This window comes from Streptomyces sp. NPDC052079 (assembly GCF_040680275.1).
In the GTDB taxonomy this organism is placed as follows: Bacteria; Actinomycetota; Actinomycetes; order Streptomycetales; family Streptomycetaceae; genus Streptomyces.
In genome coordinates this window covers 57453-80551 of the sequence record NZ_JBFAWL010000020.1, presented here as the reverse complement: position 1 = coordinate 80551, position 23099 = coordinate 57453, and the positions used below count along the sequence as shown (strand labels likewise).

Sequence of the window (23099 nt, the reverse complement as noted above, 5' to 3'; positions counted from 1 at the left end):
ATGGGATCTAAGGCTGCCATTCTGGTGCTCACGGATGAGCGTCCGGAAGGTCTCTTCCGTGGTGCTGTTGGGTGGGATCGTTCCAGGTCGCTGGACCTTGCAGCGAGGTTTCTGGGGGGCACTCCTCGCGAGTCGGGCGTACGTCCACTAGACCTGGCTGTCTGGCCCGAGGACGGGGCGGCTTGTGTGGCGAGTTTCCCGCGCTTTGATGTTGTTTGCTCGCGCAAGATAGCCCGGGATCACCCAAGCGACCTCGCGAGTGAGGCTGCCCGCTTGGCTGGAAAGAGGAGTGCGTATGCGGTATGCATGGAGAGCTCCGAAGATTGGGCTTCGATTTTTGCCTGGTCCCCGACTGGGCCCTTTCGGGCGGTAAGTATGAGTCCGGGATCAGGAGTGATCGAGGACGTGGGACAGAAGTTCCCATTCGAGCAGCCCTTCTGGAATGGTCAGCGCCCGGTTCGGGCGAGTAGCTATCGACTTCCGTTCCATCCAATCGACCTGGGGAATGAGGCTCTCCGACATTTTTTCGGCTTCATTCTTGAAGGGGCAGAAGATTACCTCTGCGTAGATCCGGAAGAGGTCGAGATTCCGGTCTTCGACCGTTCTTGACGCTGACGTTGAAAGGGTGGGGTGACAGCGGGCGTTGGTGGTGCTACATCCTCGTCATGAGGTACGCGGATGGCGGCGGTCTGACCGCTGCGGGGCGGGCGAAGCGTGAAGCGGTGCGCTTCGAGGCCGCGGAGATGTTCGAGCAGGGGGTGCGGCCGCCGGAGGCGGCCCGCCGGTTACGGGTGTCGCGGAAGTCGGCGTACGCCTGGCACGCTGCCTGGCGCAAGGGCGGCAGAGCGGCTCTGGTGTCCAAGGGGGCCGGCGGCTTTCCGTGTCAGCTCAGCGATGGCCAGGCGGAACGCCTGCAGGTCGAGTTGGAGGCCGACCCGGCCGCGCACGGCTGGATGGAGGACCAGCGGTGGACCCTTGCCAGGGTCGCGGAGCTGATCCATCGCCTGTTCGGCCACCGGTACACCCCGCGTGAGGTGTCGTATCTGCTGCACCGGCTGGGCTGGTCGCCGCAGGTGCCCGCGCACCGGGCGGTCGAACGCGACGAGCAAACGATCGTGCGGTGGCGGACGGAGTCGCGGGTAAGAGGACGGCCCAGCTCCTGGGCGCGTGGATAGTCTTCGAGGACGAGGCCGGGCAGGACCTGAAGCCTGCGAAGGGCCGTACATGGTCCCGGCGTGGCCGGACTCCGGTGATCAAGGTGACGGGGAAGGGCTCGGGCCGGGTCCTGATGGCCGGGATGATCTGCCTCAGACCGGGCCGCGAGACCCGTCTGATCTACCGGACGCAGACATACCGAAGCCGTACGGGCGAGAAGAAGGGCTTCAGGGCTCGCGAGTTCGCCGCCCTTCTCACCGATACCCACCGACAACTCGGGGCGCCGCTGATCGTGGTGTGGGACAACGCCAGCACCCACCACGCCAAGGCCCTGCGGGAGTTCTGCGACCGCAACAGCGACTGGCTCACCATCGTCAAGCTCCCGCCCTACGCGCCCGACCTCAATCCCGTCGAAGGCGTCTGGGCCCACCTGAAGAAGTCCCTGGCCAACCTTGCACCCCGCGCGATCGAAGACCTCACTCCGCTCGTGAGGAACCGGCTACGCGGCATCCAACGTCGACCCGAGGTCCTCGACGGCTTCATCGCCGAGACCGGACTGGCGCTGGAGCCCCCGTAGCCCAGTCACCCCACCCTTTCAACGTCAGCGGCAACGTCAGCGGACGACGGCTGCGGTGGGCGGGTCGTCGTTGTCGTCGTCGGCCCGGCTGAGGCTGTCGCCGAGGGTGTCGATGGCTTGGCGTTGGAGGCGGAGTCGGACGTGGGCGTAGACGGTGGCGGTGACGCCGATGTGGACGTGTTCGAGGAGTTCCTTGATCACGACCAGGTCGACGCCTTGGCGCGGGCGTGGCTCCGGCCGCGGCGGCGGGTTTCGCAGCGGTTTGAGGAGCCGTCCGGCCACAGGCGGGGGCGGCGCTTGGCGGCGATGTCCTCCATCCAGCCGAAGGCCAGGACGCAGCCCGAGATCAGGATCCACGTCAGGGCCAGCACCGGCCAGGAACTCTCCAGCAGCCAGGGAACGTTGAGCTCCAGCGTCTCGAAACCCCACAGCCGGTCGTAGAGCGTGGCGGCGGTCAGGATGCACACGTTGTGCCAGAGGTAGACCGTCACCGCGCGGGAGTTCAGCAGGGTGATCAGCCGGTCCCAGCGGCGCAGCGCGCTCGGCCACTCGGCCCACGAGGGGCTGATGTGCAGCAGCAGGAGGACGGTCGCGAAGGACCACACCGCCTGGGCGAAGGGGATGGAGTCGAGGTCGTAGCCCGACTTGAAGCCCTGGTGGAAGGCGTACCAGAGGGCGAAGGCGGCGACGAGCGGCGCCAGGGAGGGCACGATGTACTGCGGGAGGCGTTTGAGCACGCCCTGCTGGTGGGCCATGCCGAGGAGCCAGCAGGCGCCGAACGTGCTGAAGTCGGTGAGCGCCGAGTCGATCCGCTCGCTGTGGAGCGAGAGCCAGCCGGCCTCCAGGACCGCCGACAGCACGAGCGGGGCGACGATCACCGGCCACGGCCGGACGCGCAGCAGCTTCAGCAGCAACGGGGAGAGCAGGACGAACCAGAGGTAGGCGCGGATGTACCAGAGGGGGCCCGCGAGTTCCGAGGCCCAGTCCTCGCCGAGCACGCCCTGGATCCCGGCGACGCCCTCGGCGTAGGGCGGGTCGCTCAGCGGGAGCACCCAGAAGGTCAGGTGGAGGAACCACCAGCCGGGGTGGCCGTCGTCGTCGGGGCTCCAGCCCTGCGCCAGCATGCCCGTCACGCCGATCGCCCCGAGCAGCCACAGCGGGGGCAGCAGGCGGCGCATCCTGCCCCGTACGACCTGGACGGCGGGCCGCTTCAGGGAGCGGGCCATGAGATTCCCGGCCAGGGCGAACATCACGCCCATGGACGGGAAGACGACGGGCAGCCAGGCCCAGCCCATCAGGTGGTAGAGGACGACGCGGAAGAGGGCGACCGCGCGGAGCAGGTCGAAGTAGCGGTCGCGGGCGGGCTGGCGTACGGCCGGTTCGGACCGGGACGCGTTGTCCGCCCCGTCCCGGCCGCCCGCATGAACCGTTCCGTGAGTTCCGTCGGTTCCGTCGGTTCCGTCTGTGTCGGTCGGCAGGAGGGGTGCGCTCACGAGCGTGGTCTTCCTGGTGCGCCGCCTTACTGGCGGGATGTGGAGGAGCGGGGCGGTCTACCCCACCGGACTGCTGTCCAGGGCCTGCGGATGCTGGGCGGAGGCCCCGGGCGGGGCGGAGACGCCGCCCTTGCGCCGCAGCTTCTGCCAGCGCAGCCGGCCGCCGGTGAGGGCCGTGATCCAGGACTGCAGCAGCACGACGTACATCAGCTGCCGGTAGAGGATCTGCTGCAGGGGCAGGGAGAGCAGCGGGGTGAACTTCTCCTTGTCGAGGATGAAGGAGTAGGCCGCGCAGGCCGCCTGGAGGGCGAGCACGGCGAACCAGGCCAGGATCGTCTTGCCGGTCGGGCCGAAGATCAGGCCGTAGATGAGGAATACGTCGATCAGCGGGGCCAGCAGCGGGGCGAGGACCATGAACAGCGAGACCAGCGGCAGTCCGACGCGGCCGAAGCGGCCCGAGGGGCCCCGCTCGATCAGCGCGCGGCGGTGCTTCCAGATCGCCTGCATGGTGCCGTAGGACCAGCGGTAGCGCTGGGACCACAGCTGCTGCACCGACTCGGGTGCCTCGGTCCAGGCGCGGGCGTTCTCCGCGTAGACCACCTTCCAGCCGTCGCGGTGGATGGCCATTGTGATGTCGGTGTCCTCGGCGAGGGTGTCGTCGCTCATGCCGCCGACCCGCTCCAGCGCGGAGCGGCGGAAGGCACCGACGGCGCCGGGGATGGTGGGCATGCACCGCAGGACGTCGTACATCCGGCGGTCGAGGTTGAAGCCCATCACGTACTCGATGTGCTGCCACGCCCCGATCAGCTTGTCCTTGTTGCCGACCTTGGCGTTGCCCGCGACGGCGCCGACGTGCGGGTCGCCGAAGGGCTGCACCAGTTCGCGGACGGTGGTCGGCTCGAAGACCGTGTCGCCGTCCATCATGACGATGATGTCGTGACGGGCGTTGGCCACACCGCGGTTGAGGGCGGCCGGCTTGCCCGCGTTGAGCTGGCGGACCACCCGGACGCCCGGCAGGCCCAGGGACTCCACGATCCGCGCGGTGCCGTCGCTGGAGCCGTCGTCGACGACGATGACCTCGATGGGATGGTCGCTCGCCACGAGGGAACGCACCGTGTTCTCGATGCACTTGCCCTCGTTGTACGCCGGCACCAGCACCGACACCGGTTCGGTGACCGGCGGTCCCCAGGCGAAGCCCTTGCGGCGCACTTTGCGAGCGTGGACGGCGGACAGGACGAGCATGAGGACAAAGCGCGCGATGACCAGGAAGCCGATGATCGCGAGGCCGACCACGAGGACGCCGGTGATGTTGTCGGAGGCCTGGACGAGGAAGACCCAGGCCTTGCCCTTCCACAGCTCGAGGCCGGTCACCGGGGAGTGCGCGCTGGGCGCGTCGAGGGCCTCGGTCAGGTTGTCGAACGCGTAGCCCTTGTCCTTCAGGTCGGGCAGCATCCGGTCGAGCGCCTGGACGGTCTGGTGGCGGTCGCCGCCGGAATCGTGCATCAGGACGACGCCGCCCTCGCCGTCCTGGGGCGTGGAGCGGCGGATGATCTCGGCGACGCCGGGCTTGCGCCAGTCCTCGCTGTCGTGGGTGTTGACGACGGTGATGTAGCCGCGGTCACCGATGTACTGGGTGACCGGCCAGGAGTTGTTGTCCATGGCGCCGGCCTGGGAGGAGTACGGCGGCCGGAACAGGGAGGTGCGGATGCCCGCGGCGCCTGTTATGGCGAGCTGGTTCTGGGACAGCTCCCAGTCGATGCGCTCCTTGGACTGCAGGGCGAGGTCGGGGTGGTTGAAGGTGTGCAGACCGATCTCGTGGCCCTCGTCGACCATGCGGCGGACCAGGTCGGGGTAGCGGGAGGCCATCGTTCCGGTGACGAAGAAGACGGCGTGCGCGTCGTGCTTCTTCAGCACGTCCAGGACCTTGGGGGTCCAGTCCGGGTCGGGGCCGTCGTCGAAGGTGAGCACGACATGACCGTCGGGCACGCGCAGGGTCTCCGCGCGGCCGCCGCGGGTGTCCAGGACCGGGCCGCCCTCCAGGACCTTGTCCGGCACCCGGTCGGACGCGGCCGGGGACTGGACGCGGTGGTCGGCGAGGATCTCGCTGTGCACATAGCCGCGGAGCATGAGCATCGCCATCAGGGCGACGAGGAAGAGCACCGGCAGCAGCAGCCGCAAGGACAGCCGGCGGCGGATTCGGGATGCCATCAGAGGACGTACTCCGGGGACGGTGCGGCGGGCGGGGCGGAGGGCTCCGGCTCGGCGTCGGGGCCCTCGGCGGCGACCGGACGGGCGGGGGCGGCGGCGTTGGTGTCGGCACCGGTGCCGCCGGCACCGCCGTCCGTGGGGGCGGTCGGCCCCGGAGTGGGGTCGTCGACGGGCGGCGGGGGGTCGGCCGGCGCGGTGGTCGGCGTCTCGGCGGGGGCTTGCGTCGTGGGGCCGTCGCCGGGTCCGGTGCCCGGCTTCTGGGTCTTCCCGGTTTGGGAGGGCTTCGGGTCGGCGGTCGCGCCGGGCCGGTCCGGGGCGGCGGTCGCGCCGGGCCCTGCCATGCTGGCGCCGGGTTTGGGCAGGGTGGGGGCGCCCGGGCTCGGGGGACCGCCCGGGAGGAGGCTGGTGCCGGCGCCGGGGGTGGCGGCCGTCTCCCCGGGCTTCGGGGTGGTCTCCACCTTGCCGGCGGGCTTCTGCTCCTGCTGCTGTCCGGGGACGGGCAGCCAGGGGGCGTCGGACGTGCCGGAGAGCAGCGTGGCGACGATGACGACGGCGTAGCCCGCGCAGAGCAGACCGATGGACATGCCGATACGGCGGTATCTGCGGCTACGGCGGCCGGACTCGTCGACGAACACGGGCCCGTCGGAGCCTTCCTGAGCCGCGTTCGGACGGGCGGGCGCCCGGCGCAGCACACCGTCCTTGAACTGCACGGCGTCGAGCTGAACGGTCACCTCGTGCGGATCGTGCGTGGCCGCGACGGCCTCGCCGGAGGGCTCCTCCTGCCACGGGTCGCGGACGGTGGCCCCGACGGCGGCGTCGGCGTCCGCGGACGAAGCGGACCAGGGGCTCTTCGCCCCGGCACGGGGACTGCGCAGCACCGTGGTCTGCTCCCCGTCCGGCGACTTGGCGACCGGGCCCGCGTCGCGCGCACCGGCCGCCCGCTCACCATGCGGTGCGTCGGCGGCCTCCTTGTGGAGCAGTGCCGCGGGTCGGTCCGCGTCGCGCGGAGGGGTTACACGACCCGCGTCCGCGCGGTCGCCGCGCGAAGTCGACGGGCCGTCCGCCTGCTCGCCGCAGGAGGGCGCGGTCCGGTCCACGTTCCGCTGGCCCGGCGCCCGCTCACCGCGCGGGGTCTCGGCGTCACGGGCGTCGCGCGGGGAGGGGGCGTCCTCGTCGGGGAACGCCGTGGCGGCGTCGCGCGGGGCGTCCGCGCGGCCGGGGCGTGCCGCCGACGCGCCGCTCGTCCGCTCGCCGCGCGGTGACCCGGTGCCGGCCGCGTCGCGCGGAGTGTCCATGGGCTCCTCGCGGCGCAGGGCCGTGGTGCGGTCCGCCTCGCGCGGGGCGGGCGTGCGCCGGTCGCGCAACGGGGCCGAACGGTCGGCGTCCCGGGCCTCGCGCGGGGAGGACGCGTCCTCGTCGGGGGACGCCGTGGCGGCGTCGCGCGGGGCGTCCGCGCGGCCGGGGCGTGCAGCCGACGCGCCGCTCGTCCGCTCGCCGCGCGGTGACCCGGTGCCGGCCGCGTCGCGCGGGGTGTCCACGGGCTCCTCGCGGCGCAGGGCCGTGGTGCGGTCCGCCTCGCGCGGGGCGGGCGTGCGCCGGTCACGCAGCGGGGCCAAACGGTCGGCGTCCCGGGCCTCGCGCGGGGAGGACGCGTCCTCGTCGGGGAACGCCGTGGCGGCGACGCGCGGGGCGTCCGCGCGGCCGGGGCGTGCCGCCGACGCGCCGCTCGTCCGCTCGCCGCGCGGTGACCCGGTGCCGGCCGCGTCGCGCGGGGTGTCCATGGGCTCCTCGCGGCGCAGGGCCGTGGTGCGGTCCGCCTCGCGCGGGGCGGGCGTGCGCCGGTCGCGCAGCGGGGCCGAACGGTCGGCGTCCTGCGGGGCGGACGCCTGCTCGTCGCGGGTGGCCGGCGGGCGGTCCTTGTGCGGGAGCGTGGCGCGCACGGAGTCCGTGCGGAGGGATACCGTGTGGTCCGCGTCGGGCCTTCGGCCGTGCGGTGGTTTGTCGTTCACGGTGGGGAAGACTCCGATGCGGGCCCAGCGCTCCTCGATCGAGTCCGTCTCCGCGGAGTCCCCGTCATCCTCGCCCTCCGGAAGTTCGTCGGCCGCCGTTGCGTCCTCAAGCTTCTCGGGTTGGGCGTCATTTCGCCACTTTTCCACGCGCACGCACTTCCCCCCAGGGACAGATCCGGGTGCGCGTACGACCTGAGCACTTGCCGCCGGTCCGGGCCCCCAACCCGCTCCGAGCGCCCCGTTTATCACACTGTGCTCAGGCATTGAATGTAGCGCACGCGGAGGTTCCGTGTTTGCCGCGTGAGCTTTCGTGTCAGTTGCGGGACATCACGGGGACGCCATCACGACAGAGTCGTCGGCCGGAATCCATCCGTCCACGGGGATCCTCAACCAGCCCTCCTCCGCGCCGACCAGGGCCGCAGCCCGCCGAAGTCCCTCCAGGGCGGGGTGAATCAGCCCCTTACGCCATACGAGGGACACCGGCGACAGCGGAACGGGGTCCACAAGCGGCCTCAGGACCATCGACGGCAGCGGCGGGAAGTCCACGACGGTGAGGACCGGGTGACGCGTTCTGGCCATAATCCGCTGGAACTCCTCGTCGCCGACCGCCAGCGGCGCCGGCGGCGCGAGCGCGATCCCCCGCCCCCGGAACAGCTGCCGGGCCAGGTCGGTCCACTCCGGTGTGCGGGGGTTCCCGGCCCCGGCGTACACCGTCTCGCCGGCCAGTTCGGCCAGCGGCACCTCGGGCAGCGCGGCCAGCCGGTGGTCCTCGGGCAGCACGATCGCCATGGGTTCGTAGCGCACGGGCTGGTGTTCGAGTCCGGACCGCAGTACGGGGGCGAGTCCCGCGAACCGTCCGAACGACGCGTCGAGCCGCCCCGCGAGCAGTTCCCCCGCGGCGCCGGTCAGCCCACTCTCGTAGCGGGCCATCAGCTCGTGGCCGGAGGCGAGTTCACGGGCCCGGTGCAGCACCCGGCGCGGGGTCTCCAGGCCGGGGGAGTTGAGGTCGACCAGCAGCGGCCGGCTCCGTCCGGCGGCGGCGAGCAGGTCCTCCTGCGCCTGGAGCACCGCGCGGGCGTACGGCAGCAGACGTTCGCCGTCGGCGGTGAGCGTCACCTGGCGGGTGCTGCGGACGAACAGATCACTGCCCAACTCCCGTTCCAGCCGCCGTACGTCCCGGCTGAGCGCCTGCTGGGCGACGTAGAGGCGCACGGCCGCCCGGGTGAAGTGGAGTTCCTCGGCGACGGTCACGAAGGCGCGCAGCAGGCGCGGGTCGAGGTGGGCGGGGGCCGACATCCCGCGAACTTACAACACAGGTGCGTGAATCGGCACCGGGAAGGTGTTGGACCGACCGCCCGCCCCGGGGCGACGGTGGAGCCATGCCTCAGCCGCCCTCCCCGGACATTCCCCTGCTCACCGTCACCGCCGATACCCTGGTCGCCGCCGACTTCCGCCCGCGCACCCGGAGCGGGCCCCGCGCGAGGGGCCCCTACCGCCGTCTCTTCGCGCTGCCCGGTGCCCGCGCGTTCACGGCGGGGAATCTGATCGCCCGGCTGCCGATGGGCATGTTCAGCGTGAGCGCGGTGGTGATGATCGCCGGAACCCGGGGTTCGTACGCCCTCGCCGGCGCCGTCACCGCGGCGGGCCTGGCGGCGACCGCCATGGTCGCGCCCTGGACCGCGCGTCTGGTCGACCGGTACGGGCAGGCCCGTGTCGCCCTGCCGGCCACGGTGTTCGCCGTGCTCGGCTCCCTCGCGCTGCTGCTCTGCGTGCGTCACGGCGCCCCCGACTGGACGCTGTTCGCCTCCTACGCGGCCACCGCCACCACGCCCAACACCGGTGGCATGTCCCGGGCCCGCTGGGCCCACCTGCTGAAGGGGGACCCCAAGGCGCTGCACACGGCCAACTCGTTCGAACAGGCGGCGGACGAGCTGTGCTTCATGCTCGGCCCGGTGCTCGCGGCCTTTCTGTGCGGGACGTTCTTCCCGGAGGCGGGCACCCTCGTGGGCGCCGTGCTGCTGCTGACGGGCGTGCTGCTGTTCACCGCCCAGCGGTCGACCGAGCCGCCGGCCGTCCGGGCCTCCACCGCGCGGGCGCCGTTCCGGGCGCCGGGCATGCGCCCGCTGCTGGCCGTGTGTCTGGCGACGGGCGCGGTGTTCGGCTCGATGGAGGTCGTCACCATCGCGTTCGCGGACGCCCAGGGGCACCGCACGGCGTCCGGTGTGGTGCTCGCGCTCCAGGCGGCCGGTTCCTGCGCGGCGGGGCTGCTGTTCGGGGCGATACGCCCGGCGGTGTCCGAGCGGTCGCTGCTGCCGTGGTGCCTGGCCGGGATGACCGTGCTGATGACTCTGCCGCTGCTGGCGGCCGGCCTCACCGGCTCGCTGCTGGTCCTGGCCGCCGCGCTGCTGGCCGCCGGGATGGCGACGGCCCCGACGATGGTCACCACCATGACCCTGGTGCAGCGGTGCACGTCCGAGGGCCGGCTGAACGAGGGCATGACGCTCGCGGTGACCGGACTGCTCGGCGGCATCGCCTGCGGCAGCGCGGCCGGCGGCTGGACGGTGGAGCACGTCTCGGCGACGGCCGGATACGGCGTGCCGGTGGCGGCGGCCACGATCGCCCTGCTCGTCGCCCTGTGCACCGTCGTCCCGTTCGGGCCGTCGAACCGCTCCAACGATTCCCTACCGGCCCATTGACCCAATGACGCACACCCGCGGCGGCTGGTGGAGGGCTTCACCTCGGCCGCCGACCGGCACCGGCTCGCCTCCGCAGCGAACCCGTGCGGGACCGGCGCGGACGCCACCCGTGCGGTCGCCGGGGGGCTGCTGCGCGAGCTGCATGCGCTGACCGCTCGTATCGGCCCGCTGCTCGACGCCCGTACGGGGGACCACCGCCACCCTGCTGCCGCCGCGGGCGAGCACGGCACCCCGCGGCGGGTGGCCAGTTCAGCCCAGTTCCCAGGCCTTTCCGAGTCGGTATGCGGCGCACAGGCCCACGTCCAGGAAGTACGCCCCGGCCGTCCCGCACTGCTCGTCCCCGCTGCCGGGGTCGACGGGCTGGCCGTGTCCCATGCCGGTCAGGCCGTACGTCTCGACCACCGCGTCACCGCCCGGTCCCCGGAAGACCTGGTGCGGATGACCGGCGACGGTGTCACTGACGTCGGCGGTGCGGTCGGCGCCGTGCACATCGGTCCACTGCTCCACCAGATCGGTCATGTTGGCGGGCTGCACCGTGCGGTCGGCCGTGCCGTGCAGAACGGTGAGGGCCGGCCAGGGGCCGGTGTACCCGGGCCGCGCGGCGCGCACCCGGTCGCCCCACTGCCCGGGCGTCTGGGTGGCGCCGACGTACATGCACACGTACGGCGATCCGGCGGCCTGGGCGCATCCGTACGGCAGCCCGGCGACGACGCCGCCCGCGGCGAACTTCTCCGGGTACGCCGCCATCATCACGGCGGTCATCCCGCCGCCGGCGGACAGTCCCGTGACGTACACGCGCGAGGAGTCGCCGGAGACGTCGGCGAGCTGCCGGTCGACCATCTGGGCGAGGGAGGCGGCCTCGCCCTGCCCGCGCCGGATGTCGGCGTTCTGGAACCAGTTGAAGCACTGGCTGAGGTTGTTGCCGCTCTGCTGCTGCGGCAGTACGACGGAGAAGCCCCAGCGGTCGGCGAGCCGGGTCCAGCCGGTGCCCTCGGCGTATCCAGCGGCGTTCTGGGTGCAGCCGTGCAGGGCGACGACCACGGGCCGGCCGGCGGGCAGCCCGTCGGGGACGTACCGGTACATCTTCAGGGCGCCGGGGTTGCCGCCGAAGCCGGTGACCTCCTGGAGGGAGGCGGCGGAGGCCGGGGCGGGGGCGAGGAGGACGGAGAGGAGGGCGGCCAGGAGGGCCGTCAGCACGGTGGGGCGCAGTGCGGCTCTGGTCTGTGTCATGGGGAGGGAACGTAGAAGCGCGCATCACCGACCGATATGGGTTCGGAACCCATATCCCCGGGCCCTGATCATGTGCCCTCGTAACGAAGGCGGCCGCTCATGACAAAGGCCCCGCCGCTCGACGCGACGGGGCCCGTGCCCACATGGGATGAGTGGAGATGGCGGGAATCGAACCCGCGTCCAACGGTGCAGAACCAGGGCTTCTCCGTGTGCAGTCCGCTTCGCTTTTCTCGGCCCCGGAGATCACGCGGACAAGTCTCCGACGGGCTCAGTCACTGTTTGGTTTCCCTCTTCACCCCGTGACCGGGATCAAGGTTTAGTTCCCTAGCTGATGCCAGGATCCGGGTCGGGAACACCCCCGGGCTGACACTCCCGTAGTAGGAGGCTCGCTCTGCTACCTGAGATCAGGCAGCGAGGGCGAAGGCCTGCTGGGAGGAATCGCGCTTGGAATTGGCGATTATTTTTTTCGGCCTGTGGTTTACGAGATCATGGCCGCTTCCTCGACACGCTTCCCCTGCCTCGACAACCGCTGTCGAAACCGATCATCCCCATGTTGATTTTTCAAACCCTCGCAAGAGGGGGCGCGCACCCTCGGTGGGGTGCAGGTGCCATCGTACGTGACCAACGCACGACCGTGCCAGCCCATTCCCGGGGGGTGTCAGGCCCGCTGCTTGCGGCGGATCGCCGAGATCGTCCGCTCCGCCTCGCGCCGGTCCTGCTTCTCCCGCAGCGCCTGCCGCTTGTCGTACTCCTTCTTGCCCTTGGCCAGCGCGATCTCCACCTTCGCCCGGCCGTCCTTGAAGTACAGGGCGAGCGGCACGACGGTGTGTCCCGTCTCCTGGGACTTCGACTCCAGCTTGTCGATCTCCTCGCGGTGCAGCAGCAGCTTGCGCTTGCGCCGCGCGCTGTGGTTGGTCCACGTGCCCTGGGTGTACTCCGGCACGTGCACGTTGTGCAGCCATGCCTCACCGTCCGTGAGCTGGACGAAGCCGTCCACCAGCGACGCCCGTCCCTGGCGCAGGGACTTCACCTCGGTACCGGTGAGGACCAGGCCGGCCTCGTAGGTGTCGATGACGAGGTAGTCGTGCCGCGCCTTCTTGTTCTGCGCGATCAGCTTGCGTCCTTTTTCCTTAGCCATAGTGCCGCCCATTTTCGCACTACGGAGGGGGTCCGCGGGAAGCCGATTACAGACCGTGCGCCCGGGCGGAGGCTAGCGGCCGAGTCCGCTGAGGACCGTCTCGGCCCGTTGCAGCGCCTGTTCGTCGGCCTCCAGGTCGGGGGTGAGGCCGTGGCCGTCGACACCCCGGCCGGAGGGGGTGCGGTAGTGGCCGACGGTCAGCTCGGCGACGGAGCCGTCGGGCAGCTCGGTCGGCATCTGGACCGAGCCCTTGCCGAAGGTGCGGGAGCCCACCACGACCGCCCGTCCGCGGTCCTGCAGGGCGCCGGTGAGGAGCTCGGCCGCGCTCATCGTCCCGCCGTCGACAAGCGCGACCAGGGGTCTGGTGGTGTCGCCGCCGGGCTCGGCGTGCAGGGCGCGCTGCTCGCCGTCGACGTCGTAGGTGGCGACCAGTCCGCCGTCGAGGAAGGCGGAGGCCGCGGTGACCGCCTCGGCGACCAGTCCGCCGGAGTTGCCCCGCAGGTCGAGAACGATCCCGGCGCCGGCCGGGGCCTGCCGCACCGCGGTGCGGACCTGTTCGCCGGAGCCCGTGGTGAAGGCGCCGACCTTGATCACGGTGACCCGGGAGGGGAGCTCGCGGACGGTCACGGTGTCCCGGGACAGCCGCGCCCGGCGTACGGTCTCGTGCCACGCGCGCGTGCCGCGTTCCAGACCGAGGCGGACCGTGGTCCCGGCGCTCTCTCCGGTGGTGTCGCCGCGCAGTAACGAGACGACCTCCGTGACCGGCCGGCCGTCCACCCGTCGCCCGTCGACGCTGCGCAGCCGGTCCCCCGCGCGGATGCCGGCCTCCGCCGCGGGCGTGTCGCTGCCCACCTTCGTCACCTCGATACGGCCGTCCCGCTCGCGGGCCCACAGGCCGACGCCGGTGTACCGGCCGTCCAGCGACTCCTCGAACTCCTCGTACTCGCCCGGCGAGTAGACGGCGGCCCAGCGGTCTCCGCTGCGGCTCACGGCGCGCTGGGCGGCCTCCATGGGCGACATGCCGTCCGCGGCGGCCTCCTCCGCCGCCCGTGCGACGTCCGCGTGGTGGCCTACGGGGGCGGCCGGACGGGCCCCGTCGTCCGGGTTCTCGTGGCCGGTCCCGGGCAGGCTGCCGGTGGCCGCACCGGCGACGAGCACGCCGGCGAACACCAAGGTCAGGGCGGCCCCGCGGCCGATGCGGCGGGGCTGGCAGAACAGGGCACGACCTGACATGCCGGTGAGTCTAGGACAACGCAAAGGGGCGCACGGCCGGTTGGCCGCACGCCCCCTCTTGGCAAGAGTCACACCTTCAGATACTTGCGCAGCGCGAAGAACGCGGCCAACGCCGGCATCAGCACACTGGTCGCGAGGATCAGCGGGAGCTTCGTCAGGACGGCGTCCCAGCCGATGAAGTTGATGAGGTTCAGCTTCTCGGACAGGGCCAGTCCGTGGTCGATGATGAAGTACCGCCCGACCAGGAGGAAGCCGCACGCGAGCGTGCCGCCGATCAGTCCGGCGACCGCGGCCTCCATGATGAACGGCGTCTGGATGTAGAAGCCGGAGGCGCCGACCAGGCGCATGATGCCGGTCTCGCGGCGGCGGCTGAACGCGGAGACGCGCACCGTGTTCACGATCAGCATCAGGGCGACGACCAGCATCAGCGCCATCATCGCGAGGGCGGCGATGTTCATGCCCTCCAGCAGCCCGAAGAGGTTGTCCAGGATGCCCTTCTGGTCCTGCACCGACTGCACGCCGTCCCGCCCGTCGAAGGCGGTGGCGATGACCTGGTACTTCTCCGGGTCCTTCAGCTTGATGCGGTACGACTCCTGCATCTGGTCCGGAGTGAGGGAACTGGCCAGCGGGGAGTCGCCGAACTGCTCCTTGTAGTGCTTGTACGCCTCGTCCTGCGACTCGTACGTCACCGAGTCGACGACCGACATCTTCTCCAGGTCGGTCTTGATCTGACCCTTCTGGTCGTCGGTCACCGCGCCCTTGGCGCAGTTGGGGTCGGACTCGGCGTCACTCTTGTTGCACAGGAAGATGGAGACGTTGACCTTGTCGTACCAGTAGCCCTTCATGGTGTTCACCTGGTCGTTCATGAGGAGCGACCCACCGAACAGGGCGAGCGACAGGGCGACGGAGACGACGACGGCGAAGGTCATCGTCAGGTTGCGGCGGAGACCGACGCCGATCTCCGACAGGACGAACTGGGCGCGCATGGCGTCTGATCAAGCCTTTCCGTGGAGCGTCAGTGCTGGTAGCCGTAGACGCCGCGTGCCTGGTCGCGGACGAGACGGCCCTTCTCCAGCTCGATGACGCGCTTGCGCATCTGGTCCACGATGTTCTGGTCGTGCGTCGCCATCACCACGGTGGTGCCCGTCCGGTTGATCCGGTCGAGCAGCTTCATGATGCCGACGGAGGTCTGCGGGTCGAGGTTGCCGGTGGGCTCGTCGCAGATGAGCAGCTTGGGCCGGTTGACGAAGGCCCGCGCGATGGCGACGCGCTGCTGCTCACCGCCGGAGAGCTCGCCGGGCATCCGGTCCTCCTTGCCGCCGAGCCCGACGAGGTCGAGCACCTGGGGCACGGACTTGCGGATCTCACCGCGCGACTTGCCGATCACCTCCTGCGCGAAGGCGACGTTCTCGGCGACCGTCTTGTTGGGGAGCAGCCGGAAGTCCTGGAAGACGGTCCCCAGCTGGCGCCGGATCTGCGGCACCTTCCAGTTGGAGACGCGGGCGAGGTCCTTGCCCAGGACGTGGACCTGCCCGTGGCTGGCCCGCTCCTCGCGGAGAATCAGCCGCAGGAAGGTGGACTTTCCGGAGCCGGAGGACCCCACGAGGAACACGAACTCGCCCTTTTCGACCTCCAGGGAGACATCCCTGAGGGCAGGACGGTTCTGTTTGGGGTAGGCCTTGGACACGTTGTCGAATCGGATCACGGATGCACCACGGGTAGCCGGGGGTAGATGAGCGTGACCATACGCGAACCGGGGAGGCGAGTGCAGGCACCGGAGGGGGTTGCGGGAGAGATGCGCCGTTTGTGGCCCCCACGGCGCCGCGGGCGCGCCCGTCTCCCGGCCACCTGTCCGGGAGCGATCCGGCGCGGCTTCCGTGGGAACCTGGCACAGTGGAACGGGGAACGTTCGCGTGCGTGTGGGCGTTGAGCAAGTGAATCCGGTGCGAGGAGGGCGAGCGCATGACGTATGACCGGCTGGTGTGCGCGAACTGCGCCGCGCCCGTGAGCGAGGGCCGGTGCCCGGTGTGCCGCGCGAACCGCGAGCGGCTGCAGCAGGAGAACTTCTTCGCCGGGCTGAACCCCATGACGCTGATCGCCCTGCTGGCGGTGCTGATCGCGGCCGTGGCGCTGCTCGCCCAGCAGACCGTCTGACGCCCGGGACGGGGATGTGACGAAGGGCCCGGGAGCGCTGTGGCGCTCCCGGGCCCTTCGCCCTTACGTCATGTGTACGGTGCGTACACGCGCTGCCACCGTCAGGCGGCGGCGCCGCCGCGGCCGGTCATCAGGCGCGGCAGCACCCGGAAGCCGATACCGCCGGCGATCATCGTGGCGGCGCCGATCACCAGGAAGGTCATCTCGGCGGCACCGGTCTCGGCGAGCTCCTTGCCGTTGCCCTGGGCCGAGGTGGCCGGGCCTTCCTCGCCGGTGTCGGTGAGGGCGGAGGAACCCTGCTCCTGGGTGGAGGCGCCACCGTCGGGGTCGGCGGCGTTGCCGCCGTTGCCGTTGCCCGGCTTCTCAGTGGGCCCCTCGCCGCCGTTACCCGGGTCACCGGATTCGCCGCCGTCACCCGGGTCACCGGACTCGCCGCCGTTACCCGGGTCACCGGACTCGCCGCCGTCACCCGGGTCACCGGACTCGCCGCCGTCACCCGGGTCACCGGACTCGCCGCCGTCACCCGGGTCACCGGACTCGCCGCCGTCACCCGGGTCGCCGGACTCCCCGCCGCCGTCACCCGGGCACTCGGGGTTGGCACCGACGTCGCAACCCGGGTCAGGGTCACCCTCACCCGGGTCCTCGTCCCCGAGTTCCGCCTCGATGCCTACGTTCAGGCCGCCTTCGTCCGCCTGGGCGCTCACGCCTATGTCGAGTGCGGAGGCCGCGCCGGCCGCCGTGAGCGAGGCACCGGCCGCGATCACGGCGCCCGCCGCGATCCGAGCGACACGGATCCGCGTCTTCTTGGTCATCTGGTTGCTACCCCCAGTAGCTCATGGTCAGTGAGGCGGCGCTCGGGGCCGTGATCAACGGAGGCTGCTGCGGTGAAACGCCCCCGGTTCACATGCGCCCCAGAGATACGCATGCCACGCTTCACCCTTCCCAGTTTCCAAAAGAACGTCAAGGCCGTTGCGTGCCGCCATGTCCGGCTACGTGCGCTTTGCGGAACAAGGAAGCTGTGAGTGTGATGTAAATCCCGGACATCCCGGCAAGCAAAAGACAACTGCCGTCACCGGGACGGCAGTTGCCTTGTCAACAATCGGCGTGCGCGCTGGAGGTTACTTCTCCTGCTGCTTGCGCCAGCGAATTCCGGCCTCGAGGAACGCGTCGATCTCACCGTTGAACACGGCCTCGGGGTTGCCGACTTCGTGCTCCGTGCGCAGGTCCTTGACCATCTGGTAGGGGTGCAGCACGTACGAACGCATCTGGTTTCCCCAGGAGTTGCCGCCGTCGCCCTTGAGCGCGTCCATCTTGGCCTGCTCCTCCTGACGGCGCCGCTCCAGCAGCTTGGCCTGGAGGACGTTCATGGCGGTGGCCTTGTTCTGGATCTGCGAGCGCTCGTTCTGGCAGGAGACCACGATGCCGGTCGGGATGTGCGTGATGCGCACCGCCGAGTCCGTGGTGTTGACGCCCTGGCCGCCGGGGCCGGAGGAGCGGTAGACGTCGATGCGCAGGTCGGACTCGTCGATGTCGACGTGGTCGGACTGCTCGACGACGGGGAGCACCTCGACACCCGCGAAGGAGGTCTGGCGGCGGCCCTGGTTGTCGAACGGCGAAATGCGCACCAGACGGTGCGTTCCCTGCTCGACGGAGAGGGTGCCGTAGGCGTACGGCGCCTGCACGGAGAAGGTGGTCGACTTGATGCCGGCCTCCTCCGCGTACGAGGTCTCGATCAGCTCGGTCTTGTAGCCGCGCTGCTCGGCCCAGCGCAGATACATGCGCTGGAGCTTCTCGGCGAAGTCGGCGGCGTCGACGCCACCGGCCTCGGCGCGGATGTTCACCAGCGCCTCGCGGGAGTCGTACTCACCGCTGAGAAGGGTCCGGACCTCCATCTCGTCCAGCGCCTTCCTGACCGACTCGAGCTCCGACTCGGCCTCCGCGCGGGTGTCCGGGTCGTCCTCCTCCTCGGCCATCTCGAAGAGCACGGCGAGATCGTCGATCCGGCCGCGCAGTGCCTCGGCCTTCCGCACCTCGGCCTGGAGGTGGGAGAGCTTGCTGGTGATCTTCTGCGCCTCGTCCGGGTTGTCCCACAGGGACGGCGCGGCCGCCTGCTCCTCGAGCACGGCGATGTCTGCCCTCAGCTTGTCGAGGTCCAGGACGGCCTCGATCGACTCCATGGTCGAGGAGAGGGACTTGAGCTCTTCGGATACATCGACGACTGCCACGCCCTCCAGCGTAACGGTTCCCCGCGTCTGCCCTTGCCGGGCTTGGACGGGGAGGGGTGGGTGGGGTGCTGCGGGGGTGGGTGGGGTGTGTGGGTGTTTCGCCCCCGCCGCCCCTTCCCTTCCCGTCCCTGGGGGGCTTTGCCCCCCAGCCCCCCCCTTTTTTGCGCAGTTCCCCGCGCCCCTTATGGGGTTGTGGGGGCTGAGTTTTTTGTGTCCTGGGGTGGAGTGGGGGGGTCGTTGGTTGTGGCTAGCCAGGTGGCTACGCCTGCGGCTGTTAGGAGGGCCGCCGCCACTGCCAGGGTTAGGCGGCGGCGGCGGGTTACCGCGCGGTTGCGGGCCGAGCCGGGGCGGGGGGCGCCGACCGCTCGGGGGGCGCGGGCCGTGCCGCGGGCACCGCCGGCCAGTTCGTCGGGGGCGGGCACCCTCATCGACGTATGCGTGTCGCGGTTGGAGTCGGACGGCTTGGCGCCCGGGACGAGCGGGACCGCGCCGCGGCGCCGTACCGGCGCGCCGTCGGCCGGGGAGGGAGCGGATGCGGGGATCTCCTCCCCCTTCTTCTCCTCCGGCTCGGCGTCCGGCTCGTCCACGTCCAGCGGCGGCATCCCCGCCAGCATCGGCAGCAGCTCCCGCAGCCGCGTGCCCAGCTCGGATGCGCGCAGCCGGGACGCGGGGGCCTTCGCCAGGCACTGCACCAGCAGCTGCCACAGCTCGTCCGGGATGCCGGGGAGGGGGACGACCGTCTCGGTGACATGGCGGCGCAGCACCGCGCCGGGGTGGCCGCCGCCGAACGGGGTGAAGCCCGCGAGCAGCTCGTACAGGACCGTGGCGAGGGCGTAGATGTCGACCGAGGCGCGCGGCGGCAGGCCCTCCACGATCTCGGGCGCCAGGTAGTCCGGCGTACCGATGATCTTCGTGGCGCGGGTGCGGCGCGGGGTGTCGATGAGTTTCGCCACACCGAAGTCCGTGAGCAGGGCGCGGTGCGAGCCGCCGGGGCCGAGCGGGCCCTGCATGTCGAGGAGCACGTTCTCCGGCTTCACGTCCCGGTGCACGACACCGGCGGCGTGGGCCGCCGCCAGCCCGTCCGCGACGTCGGCGACGATCGCCACGGCGGCCTCCGGCGCCAGCCTGCGCTCCCGGTCGAGGCGGGTGCGCAGGTCCGTGCCCCGGACCAGGTCCATGACGAGGGCGAGGTCGTTGCCGTCCACCACCAGATCGCGCACGGAGACGATGTGCGGATGCTCCAGACCGAGCAGCGCCGTCCGCTCCTGCACGAAGCGGCCGACGAGCTCCTGGTCCGAGGAGAGATCCTCACGCAGCAGCTTGACGGCGACGGGCCCGTCGGGGCCCTCGCCCAGCCACACCGTGCCGGCGCTGCCCCGCCCGAGGATCTGATGGGCGGTGTACCGGCTGCCGATTCTCCGTGCCAAGACTGCTCCTACCGACGCGTGTTGTCGCTAAAACTACGCGTCCGGACAGCCTGCCTTCACCGGGGATACGGAAATCGGCCCCCAGATGTCGACAAATCAGCAAACAAGCTCAGTTGGAGCCGGAGGGGACCGAGGGCTCCTCCGTGCCGCCCAGGTCCTCGATCCAGCGCGTCGCGGTGCCGAACCAGTCGGTGAGCTGGTCCCAGTAGCCCTTGCCGGTGCCGATCCAGTCCTGGAGCGGACTCAGTTCCCAGACCAGCCAGCCCGCGACGAACAGGATGATGATCGTGAACAGGCATCCCTTGAGACAGCCGAGCCCGGGGATCCGCATCGGGTTGGCGCTGCGCTGCCGGGGCTGCCGGGGCTCGCGGGCCGGACGCTGCGGCTCCGGCGGCGGCGCGTACCGCTGCGGCTGGGGCTGCTGCGGGGGCGGTGCGTACTGCTGGGGCTGGTGCTGCGGGGGGTAGCCCGGGCCGGGCTGGGGCTGCGGGCGGCGCTGCGGCGGCTGCTGGGGCCGGGCGACCTGCCGCTGGGGGCGACGGCGCAGCGGGTCCTGGCTCGGGTCGAGGTACTGGACCTGGGTCTGCTCGTTGCGGTCGCGGGCCGCGCGGAGCTGGTTCTGCCAGGGGTGCGGGTCCTCGGGTCCCCCCGGCCCGCCGGCCTGCCCGGGCGGCACCGGGGGCATGACGGCCGTGGGGTCGGCGGTGCCGGCCGGTCCGCCGGTCTGCGGCAGGACGCTGGTCGCGCCGTTGGGGTCGTAGCCGCCCGCGCCGTGCGACAGCACCTGCGTCGGGTCGGCGGATCCGGGGGCGTCGGGCACCTGTGCGGGCGTCGGGTCGGGCATGAGGAGCGCGCCGACGTTCTCCGCGGCGGCGATCTGCGCGGAGTTCGCGTGCACCCCGATGCCCTCGGCGACGACGCGCAGGCCGCGCGCCAGGTTCTCGGCACTGGGCCGCTGGTCGGGGTTCTTGCGCAGGCAGCGCTCGATGACCGTCCACAGCGGGTCGGGGACCGTGGAGGGACGGCGCGGTTCGGCGCTCAGGTGCTGGTGCAGGACCTCGAGGGCGGAGCTGCCGGAGAACGGGGGCCGGCCGGTGACCAGCTCGTACAGCAGGATGCCGGCGCCGTAGATGTCGACGGCGGAGGTCTGCGGGCGGCCTTCGGCGGACTCCGGCGCGATGTACGCGGGCGTGCCGACGAACTCGTGGGTGCGGGTGAGGCCCGGGGAGTCGGCGAGGCGGGCGATGCCGAAGTCGGTCAGCATCGGGTGCATCTCGCCGCCGTTCTGCCGGAGCAGGACGTTGGCGGGCTTCAGGTCCCGGTGCACTACGCCGTCGGAGTGGCTGGCGCCGAGCGCGTCGGCGATCTGCGCGGTCAGCAGGGCTGCGGCGACCGGGGTGAAGGGGCCGTTCTCGCGGAGGTAGCGGTGCAGGTCGGGGCCCTCGACGAGGTCCATGACCAGCGCCAGCAGATCGCCCTCGACCACCAGGTCGCGGACCCGGACGATGTTGGGATGGGTGAGCCGCAACAGCACCGAGCGCTCGCGCAGGAACCGCATCACGACGTCGGCGTTGTTCGCGAGCTCCTCCTTGAGGACCTTGATCGCGACTGTCTCGCCGGGCTGTCCCGGTACGGCCGCCTCGGCGCCCGCGGTCTCGCGCTGGCGGGCTCGCCAGACGGTGCCCGTGGCGCCGCGACCGAGCGGCTCCTCGAGCAGGTACTTGCTCCCTACCGGCCGCACGTCATGCGCTCCCTGCTGCTTGCTTGGCTGGCGTACACCGTGGTCCACCCTGCTGCGGAATGTTCCGACCCACTGTAGTGCCGCCGCGCGGAATACCGGCCGGTCGACTTCGACCCCTCTTATTACGTGCCGGTTCCCGTCCGTGTTCGACGGTTCGAAGGAAAGACGCTCCACTCGGTCGGTTGGTTGCCGTATGCCGGACGTGACCGATCTCAAGTGAGCCCGTAACGATCACCGGCGCGTCACTGGTCAGGCACTTTTGCGGGCAGAGCCGACCAATCAAGATCATTTGCTGCCGGAGGGCGGGCGCGTTGTCGGTGGCAGGTGCGAGGATGCGTGCAGTACTGGCCGTACGTGCGCGTGTGGTGGTGGGGGAAGTCCGCGGTTGGGGGACCGCGGAGCGGCTTCTTTCCCCCGTTGTCGCGGGCGCTCGCGCAGAAGGGACCGCTGACGGCGATGCAGATCCGGCTGACCGTCGTAGACCCGCTGGGCCCCTCCTCCCCCGCGCGGGAGCGGGCGGCGAGCCGCGACGTGCTGGTCACGGCGCCCGCGGGCACGGCCCTGGCCGCGGTCGCCTCCGCGCTGGCCTCGGCGGTCTCCGGCGGCGACGGCACGACCGGTTCCTCGGGCACACCCGTGCTGTACGCCGGTGACCAGCGCCTCGACGCCCAGCGCTGCACCCTGGGCGAGCCGCCGCTGATCGACGGCGCGGTGCTGGCCGTCGGCGCTCCCGGCGAGCCCGAGCCGCATCCCGAGCTGGACGACACCCCGACCCGGCTGCATGTCGTCGCGGGTCCGGACGCGGGCGGGGTGCATCTGCTGCACGGCGGCGAGATCCGCATAGGCCGCTCCGCGGACGCCGACGTACCGCTCGACGACCCGGACGTCTCCCGGCTGCACTGCGCGGTGACGGTGTCCCCCGACGGCCGCGTGTCGGTCGCCGACCTCGGCTCCACCAACGGCACCACCCTGGACGGCCGGCGCGTGGGTCCCCGCCCGGTCCGCCTGGTCCCGGGCGCACTACTGCGCATCGGCGAGTCGGCCCTCCGCCTGACCCCGGCGGCGGGACCCGCGGCGCGGGCGGCGACGACACCGGACGGGGAGGGACACGTCCGGGTGCCGGGACCCCGGGCGGCGGGGGACGCGGCGGGTGCGGAAGTCCCCGGGGGCGTGACGAGCGGGTCGGTCACGGGGGCGGGGCCGCACGCGCACAGGGAGCCCATGGAAGCGCCGCAGGGGCCAACCCATCACGCTTACGGCTCGGCGAACCGGGCCCCCGGCGGTGGCATCTCCGGCGGGCAGGTGGGGGGCGTCGGGGCGCCGGGGGAACCGACCTGGACTCCGGGCGGTCCCAGCGGGCAGGTGCCGGGCGGGCAGGCTGCCGACGGGCGGCAACCGCAGCACGGGCTCGGCGGGCAGACGCCCCACGGACACGGACAGGCCCCCGGCGGACAAGTCTCCGGCAGCCAGGGACCCACCGGGCAGACCCCCCACGGGCAGCTGCCTCCCTACAGCACCGGCGGGCAGACCACCCACGGACAGGCTCCCGGCAGGCAGGTGCCGGGCGGGCAGGCTGCCGACGGACAGCAACCGCAGCACGGGCCCGGCGGGCAGACGCCCCACGGACACGGACAGGCCCCCGGCGGACAAGTCTCCGGCAGCCAGGGACCCACCGGGCACACCCCCCACGGGCAGCTGCCGCCCTACAGCACCGGCAGGCAGACCACCCACGGACAGGCTCCCGGCAGGCAGGTGCCGGGCGGGCAGGCTGCCGACGGACAGCAACCGCAGCACGGGCCCGGCGGGCAGACGC

The 23099-nt window shown here is 71.6% G+C and carries 20 protein-coding genes and 1 other RNA gene; 6 read left to right on the top strand and 15 right to left on the bottom strand.

Annotated elements, in window-relative coordinates; genetic code table 11:
- Positions 1-405: 405 nt before the first annotated feature.
- From AB0L56_RS25000 to AB0L56_RS24990, 3 genes are read left to right on the top strand one after another with little or no spacing between them, the layout of a single operon-like run.
- The gene (locus AB0L56_RS25000; protein WP_365426630.1) at positions 406-609 is read left to right on the top strand and encodes a hypothetical protein; all 204 of its coding nucleotides are present in this window, start codon (positions 406-408) and stop codon (positions 607-609) included.
- 56 nt (positions 610-665) lie between these two features.
- A complete protein-coding gene (locus tag AB0L56_RS24995; RefSeq protein WP_365426627.1) occupies positions 666-1175 on the top strand; it encodes a winged helix-turn-helix domain-containing protein in 510 nt (169 codons plus the stop codon).
- On the top strand, positions 1121-1732 hold the full coding sequence (locus AB0L56_RS24990) for an IS630 family transposase (protein ID WP_365426624.1): 612 nt from the start codon (positions 1121-1123) through the stop codon (positions 1730-1732). The genes AB0L56_RS24995 and AB0L56_RS24990 overlap by 55 nt, the downstream gene beginning before the upstream one ends.
- 36 nt (positions 1733-1768) lie before the next feature.
- On the opposite strand, the gene AB0L56_RS24985 is transcribed toward AB0L56_RS24990, so the two are convergent.
- The 5 genes from AB0L56_RS24985 to AB0L56_RS24965 all read right to left on the bottom strand — a co-directional run bounded on the left by AB0L56_RS24985 (position 1769) and on the right by AB0L56_RS24965 (position 8738).
- On the bottom strand, positions 1769-1933 hold the full coding sequence (locus AB0L56_RS24985; RefSeq protein WP_365426621.1) for an integrase: 165 nt from the start codon (positions 1931-1933) through the stop codon (positions 1769-1771).
- The gene (locus tag AB0L56_RS24980; RefSeq protein ID WP_365426618.1) at positions 1930-3225 is read right to left on the bottom strand and encodes an acyltransferase; all 1296 of its coding nucleotides are present in this window, start codon (positions 3223-3225) and stop codon (positions 1930-1932) included. The genes AB0L56_RS24985 and AB0L56_RS24980 overlap by 4 nt, the downstream gene beginning before the upstream one ends.
- A gap of 57 nt (positions 3226-3282) precedes the next feature.
- Positions 3283-5433, bottom strand: coding sequence for a glycosyltransferase (locus AB0L56_RS24975; protein WP_365426616.1), 2151 nt, complete (start codon positions 5431-5433; stop codon positions 3283-3285).
- Positions 5433-7589: a hypothetical protein gene (locus AB0L56_RS24970; protein ID WP_365426613.1), complete on the bottom strand. Its 2157-nt coding sequence runs from the start codon at positions 7587-7589 to the stop codon at positions 5433-5435. Before AB0L56_RS24970 ends, AB0L56_RS24975 begins: the two co-directional genes overlap by 1 nt.
- Positions 7590-7769: 180 nt before the next feature.
- A complete protein-coding gene (locus tag AB0L56_RS24965; RefSeq protein WP_365426610.1) occupies positions 7770-8738 on the bottom strand; it encodes a LysR family transcriptional regulator in 969 nt (322 codons plus the stop codon).
- 83 nt (positions 8739-8821) lie between these two features.
- Here AB0L56_RS24965 and AB0L56_RS24960 point away from each other — a divergent pair, with 83 nt between their 5' ends.
- The gene (locus AB0L56_RS24960; protein ID WP_365426607.1) at positions 8822-10138 is read left to right on the top strand and encodes an MFS transporter; all 1317 of its coding nucleotides are present in this window, start codon (positions 8822-8824) and stop codon (positions 10136-10138) included.
- 249 nt (positions 10139-10387) lie between these two features.
- Here AB0L56_RS24960 and AB0L56_RS24955 read toward each other — a convergent pair whose 3' ends face one another.
- The 6 genes from AB0L56_RS24955 to ftsE form a co-directional block, all read right to left on the bottom strand.
- Positions 10388-11368, bottom strand: coding sequence for a PHB depolymerase family esterase (locus tag AB0L56_RS24955; RefSeq protein ID WP_365426604.1), 981 nt, complete (start codon positions 11366-11368; stop codon positions 10388-10390).
- A 150-nt stretch (positions 11369-11518) separates the two neighbouring features.
- Positions 11519-11918: a transfer-messenger RNA gene (ssrA, locus tag AB0L56_RS24950) on the bottom strand.
- A gap of 108 nt (positions 11919-12026) precedes the next feature.
- The gene (gene smpB / locus AB0L56_RS24945; RefSeq protein WP_365426601.1) at positions 12027-12506 is read right to left on the bottom strand and encodes an SsrA-binding protein SmpB; all 480 of its coding nucleotides are present in this window, start codon (positions 12504-12506) and stop codon (positions 12027-12029) included.
- A 72-nt stretch (positions 12507-12578) separates the two neighbouring features.
- Positions 12579-13739, bottom strand: a complete 1161-nt coding sequence (locus tag AB0L56_RS24940; protein WP_361030798.1) for a S41 family peptidase — start codon at positions 13737-13739, stop codon at positions 12579-12581.
- Between the two features lie 68 nt (positions 13740-13807).
- Positions 13808-14725: a permease-like cell division protein FtsX gene (gene ftsX / locus AB0L56_RS24935; RefSeq protein WP_361030801.1), complete on the bottom strand. Its 918-nt coding sequence runs from the start codon at positions 14723-14725 to the stop codon at positions 13808-13810.
- A gap of 29 nt (positions 14726-14754) precedes the next feature.
- Complete coding sequence (ftsE, locus tag AB0L56_RS24930) at positions 14755-15444, bottom strand: cell division ATP-binding protein FtsE (RefSeq protein ID WP_030224873.1); 690 nt, start codon at positions 15442-15444, stop codon at positions 14755-14757.
- 257 nt (positions 15445-15701) lie between these two features.
- Here ftsE and AB0L56_RS24925 point away from each other — a divergent pair, with 257 nt between their 5' ends.
- A complete protein-coding gene (locus tag AB0L56_RS24925; RefSeq protein WP_149552954.1) occupies positions 15702-15893 on the top strand; it encodes a hypothetical protein in 192 nt (63 codons plus the stop codon).
- 101 nt (positions 15894-15994) lie between these two features.
- Here the strand turns inward: AB0L56_RS24925 and AB0L56_RS24920 are convergent, their stop codons facing one another.
- The 4 genes from AB0L56_RS24920 to AB0L56_RS24905 all read right to left on the bottom strand — a co-directional run bounded on the left by AB0L56_RS24920 (position 15995) and on the right by AB0L56_RS24905 (position 21286).
- On the bottom strand, positions 15995-16705 hold the full coding sequence (locus tag AB0L56_RS24920; RefSeq protein WP_365426595.1) for a hypothetical protein: 711 nt from the start codon (positions 16703-16705) through the stop codon (positions 15995-15997).
- Between the two features lie 306 nt (positions 16706-17011).
- Complete coding sequence (gene prfB / locus AB0L56_RS24915) at positions 17012-18118, bottom strand: peptide chain release factor 2 (protein WP_361030809.1); 1107 nt, start codon at positions 18116-18118, stop codon at positions 17012-17014.
- Between the two features lie 182 nt (positions 18119-18300).
- Positions 18301-19545: a serine/threonine-protein kinase gene (locus tag AB0L56_RS24910; RefSeq protein WP_365426591.1), complete on the bottom strand. Its 1245-nt coding sequence runs from the start codon at positions 19543-19545 to the stop codon at positions 18301-18303.
- A gap of 109 nt (positions 19546-19654) precedes the next feature.
- Entirely contained in the window at positions 19655-21286 is a 1632-nt protein-coding gene (locus AB0L56_RS24905) for a serine/threonine-protein kinase (protein ID WP_365426588.1), read from the bottom strand.
- Between the two features lie 456 nt (positions 21287-21742).
- Between AB0L56_RS24905 and AB0L56_RS24900 the strand changes: the two genes are divergently transcribed.
- The coding region (locus AB0L56_RS24900; RefSeq protein ID WP_365426705.1) for an FHA domain-containing protein at positions 21743-23099 on the top strand (1357 nt) is incomplete at its 3' end.

Bases quoted from the DNA above. Each gene is read 5' to 3' on its own strand.
- AB0L56_RS24995 (WP_365426627.1), top strand. From the start codon at position 666: ATGAGGTACGCGGATGGCGGCGGTCTGACCGCTGCGGGGCGGGCGAAG.
- AB0L56_RS24940 (WP_361030798.1), bottom strand. From the start codon at position 13,739: ATGTCAGGTCGTGCCCTGTTCTGCCAGCCCCGCCGCATCGGCCGCGGG.
- AB0L56_RS24920 (WP_365426595.1), bottom strand. From the start codon at position 16,705: ATGACCAAGAAGACGCGGATCCGTGTCGCTCGGATCGCGGCGGGCGCC.
- AB0L56_RS24960 (WP_365426607.1), top strand. From the start codon at position 8,822: ATGCCTCAGCCGCCCTCCCCGGACATTCCCCTGCTCACCGTCACCGCC.
- smpB (WP_365426601.1), bottom strand. From the start codon at position 12,506: ATGGCTAAGGAAAAAGGACGCAAGCTGATCGCGCAGAACAAGAAGGCG.
- AB0L56_RS24955 (WP_365426604.1), bottom strand. From the start codon at position 11,368: ATGACACAGACCAGAGCCGCACTGCGCCCCACCGTGCTGACGGCCCTC.
- AB0L56_RS24925 (WP_149552954.1), top strand. From the start codon at position 15,702: ATGACGTATGACCGGCTGGTGTGCGCGAACTGCGCCGCGCCCGTGAGC.
- AB0L56_RS24965 (WP_365426610.1), bottom strand. From the start codon at position 8,738: ATGTCGGCCCCCGCCCACCTCGACCCGCGCCTGCTGCGCGCCTTCGTG.
- ftsX (WP_361030801.1), bottom strand. From the start codon at position 14,725: ATGCGCGCCCAGTTCGTCCTGTCGGAGATCGGCGTCGGTCTCCGCCGC.
- AB0L56_RS24975 (WP_365426616.1), bottom strand. From the start codon at position 5,433: ATGGCATCCCGAATCCGCCGCCGGCTGTCCTTGCGGCTGCTGCTGCCG.